We start from the raw sequence: 11941 nt of genomic DNA on the forward strand, positions 1-11941 counted from the left end.
GACGTAGCCCAGCCCTGCTAGGAATAGTCCGTTCAACGAGCTTTGCGAATGGAGTGGGCATTGACGGACGAACTCACCACGCTATTTCGTGACATGTCTGTCTGAATCGCGGAGGTGGCGCCTGCGGGCTGGGTACAGGCGACGGTGAACGGCTACGCCGACAGGCGGGGCGCCGGGTTCACCGGAGTGTCGTACCGGCCGGACACGGGCGGCGAACGCGCCGTGCAAGGGGATCTGGTGCGTGGCCTGCGCCGGGCGTACACGAAGTCGGACGACTCGCAGGAGGGCCTCGGCGTCGAGTTGACCGTCGACGCTTCCGGGCGGTTCGAGGCGGTCACCGGACGCGCGGTGGGCTGGGTGGACTATCCCAAGAACGGCTTCCTGTACGTGCCCGATCCCGGACGTGTCCCGCCCGACCTCGGGGACGAGCAGAACGGCCCCGCCGATCCGCGGCCCGCGGGCGACCCGGAAGAGGCTGTCCGCCTGCTGCGGGAGTACCTCGAACGGGAGGCCGAACAGCTCGGCTTTCCGCTGGACGATCCCTTCGGCGGCTGGCCGCGCCCACTGCCGCCCGCGCTGCTGGAGGAGGTGGAAGGCGGGCTGAACGTGGCGCTGCCGGCGGACCTGCGGGCGCTGTACGGCGTGGTCGACGGCGACGAGGGACGCGGCATCTTCGGACGCCTGTCCTGGTGGCTGGACGCCTCGGGACTCGCCAAGGTGCATGGAGGCGTCCGCCATTGGGCGCCGGAGGGCTGGCGGGGCCGGCAGTTCCGCCCCTTCGTCCACGACGCCGACCCGGCCGGGACGGTCCGCCGGTCGGTTGATCGGCCCGGTTGGATCCCGTTCGTCATGGAGACCGACGGCAACTATCTGGCGGTGGACATGGATCCGGCCGCCGGGGGACGGCCCGGCCAGGTCATCCGCATCGGCCCCGGCTATCACCAAGGGCCCGGGTACATCGCGGATTCGGTGACGAGCCTGCTCCGCCGCTACGTGGACGCGCTCGCTCGCGGCGAGCACTGGATCGACGAGGAGGGCGAGCTCCGGATCGACGTGCCGGAGCCGTACGACAGAGCGGGCGCGCGCGGTCAATCGTTGCGAATGACGGAAGACGACGCCACGAACACCTGGCTCACGCGCCAGGCCCCGTACCTTCGCGCCCTGGAGTTGTCCCGCTGCCCGTCCGCCGACCTCACCGTGCTGCGCCAGGCACCGGTCGAGACGCTCAGCCTCGATGTCAAGACGATCGACCTGGCCCTGCTGTCCGGCCACCCGACCTTGCGGGCTCTGACCCTGGCCACGGCTCATCCCGTCGAACTGGGCCCGCTGCGCACCCTTCCCCGTCTGGACGGCCTGGATCTGTCCCGCGCGGCCACCGTCGATCTCAGCCCGGTCGCCGAGCTGGACGGGCTGGTCTACCTGGCGCTGCGCTACAGACAGTGGCAGGAACTCTGGGCCCGCACGGATCGGCTGCCCGCCCTCGGAGCCGCGCTCCTGACGGGGAAGGTCTCCTACGACGAAGTCGCCGATTGGACGGCCCGGGTCAACGCCCGCGTCCTCGCCCCGAACGCCGCGGACCGGCAGGGCCGCCGCCGGATTGTGGGCCGGTACTCCGGCCCTCAGGCCGGGGGGTGACGACCCACGCGGGAAAGCCGCCCCCAGCACGCTCAGAGCTTCCAGTGGCCGAACTCGGAGTCGAGGCGGTCGGCGATGCGCCCTAGCTTGGGAAAGAAAGCGGGATAGAAGTCCTTGCCGCACTCGAGGTCGTCGAGCGCGGCCTTGATCTCCTTGGCGAGGTACTGATTCGCGGCCGCCTGCGACAGCTTCGGCGGGTAGATCGTGTTCTCGTCGGCGCCTTCGTCGACCAGGCCCTGCTTCTTGGCGATGGCGTTCATCTGCGCCGAGAACTCCTGGAAGCCGCGCTCCTCCATGCTCGTCGGGCTGACGGAGTCCACGCGGTAGCCCTTGCCCTTGACGCAGTCAGCCATGGTCGCGGCCAGCTCGACCAGCTCGGGGTCGCCGTTCAGCTCGCGTTCGAAGGCGGCCTTGAAGGCCTTCTCGTACTGCTCGTACTCGTCGTCCATGCTCTTGACGACCTTGCCGGTCACGTCCTTGAGGGCCTTGACGTGGCAGCCGTCGAGGACCTTGTCGTAGCTGCGCAGCTGCGCCTTCGACAGCGCGTCCCTGATCGGGGTGTTGGGGTCGTCGTCGCGAGTGTAGGCGGCCTGCTTCCGCATGGCGGCAGGGTCGGCGACCGTGAAGAAGACATTGAAGCCCTGCTTCGAGCGCACCCGCTTCATGGCCTCGTAGTCGCCGTTGGCGGCCTTGTCATTGTCCGTCTCCGGCTTGGGCTGCGGGACCCAGGCGACGTAACGGAAGCCCTTCTGCTTCATGCAGTCGGCCATGAGCGACTGAATCTGCTGTGGCTTGTCCGACTTGCCGCTTGCGGTCGTCGTCTTGGCAGGCTGCGCCTCAGGGCTGGAGGAGCAGCCGGCGAGCGTGACGGCACACAGCATGGTCACGGCAAGAGTTGATCTCTTGAACATTCGGGAGACCATACTCCGTTGAACGAAATATAGTCAACCTGCCTTGAGGATGCTCAGTCCAGCCAGATCCGGGCCAGGCGGCGGCGGGCGCGCGGGTCGTCGGTGAACGCCGTACGACCGTGCAGGACCACGTCATTGTTGACGAGCAGCAGATCGCACGGGCGCAGCGGGAAACGCAGGACCATGTCCCGGTCGGCGAGAATCCCGTCGAAGGCATCCAGGGCGGCCACGGCGCCGGAGGTCAGCGGCTTCCCAGCGGCTTGCTGGCCGCGTTCGATCCAGTACCGGTTGTACTGGACGCGGAGCCGCCGCGCGCGCCACTCGAAGACGGGGTAGACGCGGTCGAAGCTCGAGACCGTGCCCGCGCCGAAATGGAAGTCCTCGTAGAGCTCGGCAAGCAGGTCGGGCCGCTCCTCCAGCAGCCGGTCGTGTACGGCGTGGCCGCTCACCAGCAGGGATTCCCCGCCGTGGACGGCCGCGCGCAGGCAGAGCAGGCCCAGCAGGTGCGGCGGCCCGGGCGGTCCGCCCCGGTCGGTGTGGAAGGCCAGCCCTTGGTCGTCCATGCCCCTGCGGGAGTTCTCGCCGGTGGTCACCAGACCGGCCTTCTGGGTACGCGGGGCGCCGATGAGCGAGCCGAACGTGTGGTACAGAAGGTCGATCCGCTCCTCGGGCCAGTCCGCGATCGGCCATCCCCGGATCACCACCAGGCCGGGACCCGCTTCGAGCGCGGCCTTGGCTCTCTCGGCCAGGACCGTCAGCGTCGGGACGTGGAACTCGGGTTGGGTCCGGGTGAGTGGCCGGTCGATGGGGAGCAGCCAGTCCTGTTCGCGCAGGGTGGACCGGGTCCATGCGGTGGGCCCGCCTACCGGTGTCGCGTTGGTCCGCATCGTGGTCTCTCCCGGTGGTCGTGCCGCCTGCTTTACGGCCTACCCGCCCGGGGTGCGGGGTCCACGCGCCGGCGACTGGGAGAGGACCGGCGCGGAGCCGTGATCAGGCCGAGCCCAGCTTCTTGCGGTAGCAGCGGGTCAGCGGCTGATCCACATACATCCCGTACGACTCGCCAAGCACATACCCGCTGCTCTCGTACAAAGCTATGGCCTCAGGCTGCTTGACCCCGGTCGCCAAGCGCACCGTCTCGTAGCCCATGTCCCGAGCCAGATCCTCCAAGGCCGCCAACAGCCGCCTGGCGATCCCCTGCCCACGGAACGCGGGATCCACGTACATCCGCTTGAGCTCCCCCATATCCGGACCAACCGGCTGGATGGCACCACATCCGGCGGGGTGCTCCCCGGCGTAGGCGACGAGGTAGCGGGCCTGCGCCTTGACGACGGAACGCCCTTCGGGCCCGTAGCGCTTCACCAGCTCGTCGAAGGCGGCGGTGAGCAGGGCCGTCAGGTCGGCGTTGGCGACGGTCCGTTCCTCGATCTGCATGCGCTCATGCTATGAGCCGCCACTCCTGCCGGATCCGGGCTGAGCGCCCGGGGCCTCACTCGTACTCCGGGAACAGCAGTGCCAGCTCCCGTGGATACGCCGCGATCAGCCGTAGTTCGTCGTCCGTGAGCGGTCGGCCGGTCATCGCGTTGCAGAGCTGCACCAGCCGGAACGCCAGGTCCTCCTCCCGCACGTCCACGCCGAGCCCGTCCATGACGTGCCGGAATCCGGCCTTCCCGCCGTACTCGCCGGTCAGCACGACCCGCCCGCCGCGCGCGTGCCAGTCCTCGGGGAACGGTCCGAGCGTCGCCTCGTCGTACAGCTCGTAGTTGCCGTGATCCTTCAGCGCCCCGTCGGCGTGGATGCCCGACTCGTGCGCGAACGCGTTGCGTCCCACCCCCACCTGGTTGTACGGCAGGGGCTGCCCGAACGCGTAACTCGCCCACAGCCCGAACCTGCGCGCCCACGACAGGTCGATGGCGTCACCGATCTCCGCCTGGAGCCCGAAACCGTGCTCGAAGGCGAGGATCGTGGACAGCAGGTCGGCGTTGCCGGAACGCTCGCCGATGCCGTTCACACAGGTGTTGATCCACGCGTCCTGCCCGGCCTCCAGGTCGCCGAGCGCGCCCGAGATGGAGTTGGCCACGGCAAGGCCGAGGTCGTTGTGGCAGTGCGTCTCGACGGGCATCCCGACGGCCGAGGCCAGCTTGGCGAAGCGTTCGCGGATCCGGTCGGGGGTGTCGCCGCCGATGGTGTCGCAGTAGCGGACCCGGTCGGCGCCCGCCTCCTTGGCCGCCAGCGCGAACTCCAGCAAGAACCCGTCATCCGTCCGCGACCCGTCCTCCGCGTTGACGCCCACGGTCAGCGCGCCCGCCGCCTTGGCCGCCCGCACGGCCGCCGTCATCTCCCGCATGATCGCGCCGCGGTCGAGGCGGCCGCGGAACTTGTTCTGGATCATGTAGTCCGATGTGGAGATGGACAGGTTGTAGTGCTTCAGGCCGAGCGGCGCCGCCTTCTCCACGTCCTGCGGCACACCACGGCACCAGCCCGACAACCGCAACTCGCCCAACGCACCCGCCTCGGCCAGCGCCGTCTGCGCCCGTACGTAGGGCACCTCGTGGAACAGGAAGGGGAAACCGATCTCGGACTGAGCCACCCCGAGCTTGGCCAGGTAGAAGTTGACCATGGTCTTGCCGAACTTCGACAGGCCGGTGCGCGCGGTCTGCACGCCGTCTCGGTTGGTCACGTCAAGGAAGTGAACTTTGGGCATGTCCACACGTTGACACGCTTGCTCAACGTGTATCAATATTGATTTTCATCAATATGGGAGGCTTTGGCGTGGAGTGGATCGACGCGGCGACGGCGGCCGAGCGGCTCGGCGTGAAGCCCGCCACTCTCTACGCGTACGTGAGCCGGGGTGTGCTCAAGCGACGTCACAGCGAGGACCGGCGCAGCCTGTTCGACGCGGCGGAGATCGAGCAGCTGGCCCGGCGCGGGCGGCCACGCGGCCAGCCGCCGGAGCTGGTCATCGAATCCGGCATCACCGCGCTCGGTCTGGACCGCCCGTACTACCGCGGCCGCGACGCCCTCACTCTGGCCCGAACCGCCGACTTCGAAACGGTTGCCGAGTGGCTGTGGACAGGCGATCCCAACGCCTTCGCTTCGGACCATGCGGCGCGGGGTTGGGCACACGATCCGGAGATGGCGCAGGCCGCAATCGCGGCTCAGCGCGGCCTCCCCGAAGGTCTGCCGCTCCTGGATCGCCTGCAGGTGATCACCACGGTCCTCGGCGCCGCCGACTCCCTCCGCTACCAGCTCGATCCCGCCTCCGTCGCCGCCACCGGCCGTCGCCTCATCTCCGGTCTGGTCGACGCTCTCCCAGCGCTCCAGCCCCCCGGCGGTGAGTCGATCGCCGAGCGGCTCTGGTCCCGTCTGTGCCCGCGGCCCGCGACCCCCGCCCTCCTGGCCGCACTGCGGGGCGCGCTGGTGCTGCTCGCCGACCACGAGCTGGCCGCCTCCACGCTGGCCGCCCGGGTCGCCGCCTCCGCTCGCGCCGACCCGTACGCCGTGGTGCTGACCGGCCTCGGCGTGCTCGGCGGCCCCCTGCACGGCGGCGCGTCCCACGCGGCCGAACGGCTGCTGGCCGAGGTGACCGAACCCGGCCAGGCCCCGCGCGCGATCACCGATCGGATACGCCGGGGCGAGCGCATCCCCGGCTTCGGCCACAGCGTCTACAAGAACGGCGACGCGCGCGGCGGCCTCCTGCTCGACCTGGTGAAGCAGGCCGCGCCGGACCACGAACGCATCGCCGTGGTCCAGGCCGTACTGGCTGAGGTCCGTCGGCGACGCCTGCCCGAACAGAACGTCGACTTCGCGCTCGCCACTCTCCCCGGAGTCGCCGGGATGGTGCCCGGCTCCGGCGAGGCGATCTTCGCGGTGGCCAGGACCGCCGGGTGGCTGGCCCACGCGATGGAGGAATACGCCAAGGGCTCCCTCCTCCGCCTCCGCGCCTCGTACGTCGGCCCGCCGATCAGATAACGGCCCGCGCATGGACGCGTCCGCTGATCAAGTACGGTCCCACACGCATGCGCGGTCCCACACGCATAGGGCGGTCCCGTATGGGCCGGTCCGGCGCGCATGGGGCGAATCCGGAGGGGGCGGACCCGTATGGGCCGGTCACGCACGCATGGGGCAGATCCGAGCGCATGGGCGGTTCGCACCCATGGGCGGCCCCGCCGATCAGGCGCTCCTGTCTACGTAGGCGGCCAATGCCCGCACACGCTCCGCGTGCTCGTCGTGCCCGACGATCACCGGCGGCTCGTTGTACGGCATCGCGTCCGACGATCGCCTGAGCTTGATGTACTGCCCGCAGGCGTCGATCGCGTACGGCTCCATGTCGTCCTGGAGCGCCCCGATCACCGTGATCCCGTACGTCTCGCCGATCCGCCGGAACAGCGCCACCGCCTCCCGCCGGTGCTCCTTGCCCAGGTTGCGGCCCAGCTCGTCGAGCACCAGGCACAGATGCCCGCCCCCGGACGACGCGATCGCCGCCGCGCACACCAGCTTGACCGCCTTCTCGTCCATGAGCGCGGTGTTGGCCCGCCGGTTGTACGGGACGAAGCCTTGGCCCTCGCCGCGCCGCCACTTGGGCGTGACGCGCCATTGCCAGCGCTGTTCAGGATCCGCGGGCGCCGGTGGCACGGGGAACTCCAGCGTCGCCCCGTAACCTCCGTAAGACGTGTCGAGCTGCTCGAACTCCTCGGCGACCCTCGTGAGCCGGGACTTGATCGCCGCCGTCAGCGCCGCCCGGTGCACCGCCGTCGAACTGGCCGCCTCCTCCGCCCCCTTGTCGGCCGCGGCCAGGTCACGCTGCCTCGACACGACCTGCGCCTCGATCTGACGCCGCTGGTGCTTCTCGTATTCTTCCTGCCCGCGCAGATAGGAGGCCAGCGAGCCGCACACCGCCGCGAACGTCGCCTGCTCCCGCGCCGTGCTCCCCCCACGCTCGGACAGCAAGAACCGCAGCTCCTCCGGGATCTCCGCGTCCTCCTCCGGGAACGTGTCGCGCAACGCCTGGTCGAAGTGCCGTTCGGCGACGCGCCACCATTCCTCGGCGGTGCGCGCTCGTTCGCCCTCGGGCAGCGCCTTGAGCCACTCCCGTGCTCCCTCGGCGGTGCCGCCCCAGTCGGCGGCCAGCGCCTCGACCTTGAGCGCCTCCCGTTCGCCGCTCACCCTCGTCTCGTCCTGGCGCGACCGGGCCCGCTCGCCCTCGTGCCGCTGCCGCCGCCCCTCCAGGCGTTCGATCTCCATGTCCTTCGTGCGGGCCCGGAAGTCGAGCGCGGCCGCCTGCCGCTCGGCCTCCGCCACCGCGGGCGCCAGCTCCTCCAGCGCCGTCGTCAGCTCGCCCAGCCGCGCCCGCCGCCCGGCCAGCTTCGTCTCCAGCTCGGCGAGCCGTACTCCCGCTTGCGCCCCCTCCAGCCGCCGCTGTCCCTCCGCGACACCTTCCTCCCCATCGCGTACGGTCTGCGCCGCGGTCTCCTGGGTGTCCTTGGCCCGGTTGAGCCGGTGTTCGGCGGCCTTGATCCGCGCCTCCCGGCCGGTCGCCTCCCCGTCGAACGCCCCCACCACGCTCACCCCGGCGGCACTCACCAGGACCGAACCGGGCAGCTCGACCAAGGCCGCGGCAGCCGCTTCGAGCTGGCCGGCGTCGACGATCACGGCGTGCTCGTTCGGCCACCCCCGCAAGTCCTCCAACCCGAGCCCAGCCCCACCAGGCACCCCAGCGCCAGCGGTCGTAACCGCTCTGCTGGCTGCGCCATCGGCCGCTTGACCGGCTGCCTTGGGGGATGGGCGGCCAGCGGGTCCGGCCTGGTCACCGTCGGCGCGGGCGTAGTCGCGGGCTTGTTCGGCCACGTCCAGTGCGTCCAGGAGGCCCGTCGCCACGACACCCGCCGCGGCCAGCGCGTTGAGCTGGGCAGCGGCCGGGCCGCCCTCAGCGTCGTCCAGCGCGGCCTGCGCAGAAGCCACCTCGCGATCGGCCACGCCCAGCGCCTTCAGCGCCTCGTTCAGCCGAAGCCGAGCCTCCCGCAGCTCCCGCTCGGCCGTGGGCACATCACGGCCGTCCGAGAACCGGCGCGTCTCCTCCAGCGCCGGGATCAGGCCGCGCAACTCGTCGGCGGAGTTCTCCGCCACGGCCCGGTCGGCGTCGAGCTTGGCGGCCCGCGCCTGCATCGCGGCCAGCTCCTTGCGCGCCTCCGCCACCCTCCGATCGAGCGTGTCGTCCTTCAGGGTGGTGAGCTCGGCCTTCACCATGGAGAGCGCCTCGGCCGCCGTCTCGCCCGCGGTCCGGTGCCGTTCGAGCTCGGCGACCAGCAGTTCGTCCTTGGCCGCCGCGTCGTCCAGCTTGCGAGCCTGGCGCCCGCGCCAGCACCGCAGCGCGTCGGCCAGCCGGATCCGGGCCTGATCGCGCCGGTCGAACGTGGTCAGCAACGCCCTCGACTCCGCCTCGAACTCGGCCAGCCGATCGGCCGCCTGCGCCGCCCGTACGCGCTTGGCGTGCTCGTCCCGGCGAGCCTCGCGCTCCTGCTCGAGCTCGGCGTCGAGGCCGGTCAGGGCCGCGATGGCCTCGAACACGCGCTCCGGCGAGATCTCGTTGAGCGGCTGGGAGAGCAGGTTGGTGGCGACCTTGCTCCGGACCGAGGTCGACAGGAACGACACGCACCGGATGCGGTCGCCGTAGAGCACCTTGGTCAGGTCGCGGGCGACCACGTCGCGCCGCCCGGCGGACTTGGGCAGCGTCGCCCACATCTCGTCGGCGCGCACCACGCGCTCGGCCTCGGACGCGGCGGAGGCCAGGTGCACGCCCTCGCGCCAGCGGATCTCCAGGTGGGGGGCCTCCTGGTTGACCTTGAGCCACACGGTGACGGCCCCGCCAGATGTGTCGGGCACGGGGAACAACTCACCGTCATCCGGCGCGGCCGGCTCCACGCCCACGCTGATCTGCTCCGGCCCGGTGGCTTGGTCAGCGATGGAGGTGCCATGCCCCGGTCCGGTGGCTTGGTCAGCGATTGGGGTGCCCTGCTCCGGCCCGGTGGTCTCTTCTGAGGCGACGGCGCCGGGAACTGGGCCGGTGGCTCGGAGAGGCAGGTCGTAGGACGCGCCGGGCCGCCCGAACACGCCGATGATGTAGCCGTGGTCGGCGCTGGCCCACTGGCGGGCGCCCGCGCCACTGGCCAGCTCGGCGTTGAACAGCAGCTCCGACACCGCCTTCGCACCCGAGGCGAAACGCCACTGCTCGTCACCCAGCAACGCCGTGATCGACGCGATGAACGACGACTTGCCCGCGCCGTTGGAGTCCTTGGGCCCGGCCCCCGCGACGACGATGAGCGTGCCGGGGACGGTCGGCACCGGATGGGTCGAGAGCCGTGAGATGTTGACCGCCTGCATGGCGATCAACACCCGGTCCCCGACGACGTTCTCCACCTGCGACACCTGTGACCCCCGTAGTCCTTCCGTTCCACCGCGCCGACCCGGCCGGGACTGACGCTCGCTGTCTGTTCGCCGCGCGCCCCTGGGTGGGGCGGATGCTCGCTGTCTGTTCGCCGCGCCGCCCGGGTGAGGACTGACGCTTGGTGCCTGCCAGGTCCGGCTGGCTATCCGGCCGACAGGTCCGGGTGGCTACCCTGTCGATCTCCGCGCGCGTACGGCCGCGGCCAGCGGGCTGTGTGGTCCGGCCGCCAGGATCAGCTCCTCCTGCAGCCGTCGCCGCGCCGCCGGGGTGAGCCGGTGGAACTGCGGTCCCGGCGCGTAACCGCCGGCCTCCTCGCCCGCCTTGACCTGGGTCAGCAGCCCGGCGTGCCGCAGCATCCGTAGCGCCGCCTCCAGCTCGCCGATCGGCAACTGGGTGTGGCGGCGCAGCTCGTCGACGGGAGTCGGGTGCGGCGAGAGCCAGGTGTCGTCGGGCAGCAGCCCCTCCGCCCTCGGAATCGCCACCGAATGCACCAGCACCAGCGTCAACACCGCCCGCTCACTCTCACCCAGCCCCGCCGCCGCCCCGGACCCGGCCCCGGCGGACCCGGACCCGGCCCCGGCGGCCGGGGGCGTGGTCGCGGGTGTCGGCTCGGCGCGGTAGGCGTCGTCGTAGCCCGAGGTCCATCGCTCGCGGTGCTGGATCAGCGTCCGGCCTCGTCGGGCGAGCATCTCGCCCAGCGTGTGGCGGAGCGCGGGATCGCGCAGCCCGCCGAACCGGGCCTCCAGCACCGGCTCGGCGCCATGCTCCACGGCCATGAACGCCGCCACCAGCTCGGCCCGCCGCCGCTCGTCATAGCCGCCCAGCAGCTCGTCGAACTCCGCCGCACCGCCCTCGACCCGGCCCGCCACCGCCGGTGCCGCCACCGCCACTGTCGTCGTCGTCGCCGCCGCCGTCGTCGCGGTCGCGGTCGCGGTCTCCTGCGCCCGCGCCTCGGACGGCTGCTGCACGGTGGGTTCTTGTGCGTCAGGTGATGGCCGCACGACTAGCGGTCCTTGCGCGGCGGAAGGGTGTTCTACCGCGGGTGGTTCCTGCAGCCCGTGGGATTCCTGTGTGGCGGCCGCCACGATGTCGGCGTCCGCGACCACCGTGAGGTCCCGTTGCTCCGGTGTGGGAATGCGCCGGACCAGCTCCTTCAGCTGGGCGTGCGACTCGACCGGCCACAGGGCGCAGCGCGGGCCCAGCGAGACCACGCCGTCGGACATGACGATCCACGCCGAGTCGTGCAGCCGACGCAGCGCCCCGATGGCCCAGTTGCGCATCAGGTCGTCGGCCCGGCCGATCAGCGCCCGGTAGGTGTCGAGGATCAGCTCGACCGGCGCCGGCGTGCCCGGCCACGGGTCGACGGACAGATCGGTCCAGCAGCACTTGAGCGTCGCCGCCAGCACCCGCCGGGTCTCGCCCGAGCGTTCGACCGGGACCGGGGCCACCTGGTATTCGTCGAGCAGCGATGGGGTGGCCGCGTCGGGCCACACCGGCAGGGCCTGGCCGGTGGAGTCGGGGCGCGTGAGCCGTACCATCCCGGGTGGCGCCGCGACACCGGCCCCCAGCCGCAGCGGCCCGCCCGACCGCGCCCGCACGTGTGCGACCGCGTCGTCCTCCAGCGATCGGCGAGCCCCGGCGCCCGTCGACGAACGACCCACGCCTGAGCCCCCCAAAGAGCGGCCCGCACCGACGGACTCCGAGGACTCGGAGGATGGACGAGTGCCGGTCATCAGAACCACCCGTGGATACCCCGGCGTTCACGCCGGAGAGGAAACGGGGACGGGAAGGCTCCCAGCGGCCTGAGTGTGCCCTGAGGTTCACCGTTCAACGATGCTCTCCTGAGTCGTGGTGTAGCCGTAGCCGTCGGCTCTTTGGAGCAGGCGGATGTGTTTGTGGTTGATGCCTTGGCGGGTGCCGGTCGCGGTGGTGATGTTGAAGGAGCCTGTGGTGC

At 71.2% G+C, this 11941-nt stretch carries 8 protein-coding genes; 2 read left to right on the plus strand and 6 right to left on the minus strand.

What is annotated here, in order from left to right:
* The first annotated feature begins 114 nt into the window (after window positions 1-114).
* Window positions 115-1635, plus strand: a complete 1521-nt coding sequence (locus AB0L53_RS15915; RefSeq protein WP_363993633.1) for an SMI1/KNR4 family protein — start codon at window positions 115-117, stop codon at window positions 1633-1635.
* Window positions 1636-1667: 32 nt separating this feature from the next.
* On the opposite strand, the gene AB0L53_RS15920 is transcribed toward AB0L53_RS15915, so the two are convergent.
* The 4 genes from AB0L53_RS15920 to AB0L53_RS15935 all read right to left on the minus strand — a co-directional run bounded on the left by AB0L53_RS15920 (window position 1668) and on the right by AB0L53_RS15935 (window position 5247).
* Window positions 1668-2546 carry a hypothetical protein gene (locus AB0L53_RS15920; protein ID WP_363993635.1) on the minus strand — a complete coding sequence of 293 codons (879 nt, stop codon included), beginning with the start codon at window positions 2544-2546 and terminating at the stop codon, window positions 1668-1670.
* A gap of 53 nt (window positions 2547-2599) precedes the next feature.
* Window positions 2600-3433 carry a TauD/TfdA family dioxygenase gene (locus AB0L53_RS15925; protein ID WP_363993637.1) on the minus strand — a complete coding sequence of 278 codons (834 nt, stop codon included), beginning with the start codon at window positions 3431-3433 and terminating at the stop codon, window positions 2600-2602.
* A gap of 103 nt (window positions 3434-3536) precedes the next feature.
* On the minus strand, window positions 3537-3977 hold the full coding sequence (locus tag AB0L53_RS15930) for a GNAT family N-acetyltransferase (protein ID WP_363993639.1): 441 nt from the start codon (window positions 3975-3977) through the stop codon (window positions 3537-3539).
* A 55-nt stretch (window positions 3978-4032) separates the two neighbouring features.
* Window positions 4033-5247: a hypothetical protein gene (locus tag AB0L53_RS15935; protein ID WP_363993640.1), complete on the minus strand. Its 1215-nt coding sequence runs from the start codon at window positions 5245-5247 to the stop codon at window positions 4033-4035.
* A gap of 68 nt (window positions 5248-5315) precedes the next feature.
* On the opposite strand from AB0L53_RS15935, the gene AB0L53_RS15940 reads away from it, so the two are divergent.
* Window positions 5316-6515 (plus strand): citrate synthase, encoded by a 1200-nt coding sequence (locus AB0L53_RS15940; protein ID WP_363993642.1) that lies wholly within the window; start codon window positions 5316-5318, stop codon window positions 6513-6515.
* 201 nt (window positions 6516-6716) lie between these two features.
* On the opposite strand, the gene AB0L53_RS15945 is transcribed toward AB0L53_RS15940, so the two are convergent.
* Window positions 6717-9959 (minus strand): chromosome partitioning protein ParA, encoded by a 3243-nt coding sequence (locus AB0L53_RS15945; protein WP_363993644.1) that lies wholly within the window; start codon window positions 9957-9959, stop codon window positions 6717-6719.
* 195 nt (window positions 9960-10154) lie between these two features.
* On the minus strand, window positions 10155-11648 hold the full coding sequence (locus AB0L53_RS15950) for a hypothetical protein (RefSeq protein ID WP_363993646.1): 1494 nt from the start codon (window positions 11646-11648) through the stop codon (window positions 10155-10157).
* Window positions 11649-11941: the final 293 nt, after the last annotated feature.

The organism is Nonomuraea sp. NPDC052129 (genome assembly GCF_040680095.1).
GTDB lineage: Bacteria > Actinomycetota > Actinomycetes > Streptosporangiales > Streptosporangiaceae > Nonomuraea.

Bases quoted from the DNA above. Each gene is read 5' to 3' on its own strand.
- AB0L53_RS15935 (WP_363993640.1), bottom strand. From the start codon at position 5,247: ATGCCCAAAGTTCACTTCCTTGACGTGACCAACCGAGACGGCGTGCAG.
- AB0L53_RS15930 (WP_363993639.1), bottom strand. From the start codon at position 3,977: ATGCAGATCGAGGAACGGACCGTCGCCAACGCCGACCTGACGGCCCTG.
- AB0L53_RS15925 (WP_363993637.1), bottom strand. From the start codon at position 3,433: ATGCGGACCAACGCGACACCGGTAGGCGGGCCCACCGCATGGACCCGG.
- AB0L53_RS15920 (WP_363993635.1), bottom strand. From the start codon at position 2,546: ATGTTCAAGAGATCAACTCTTGCCGTGACCATGCTGTGTGCCGTCACG.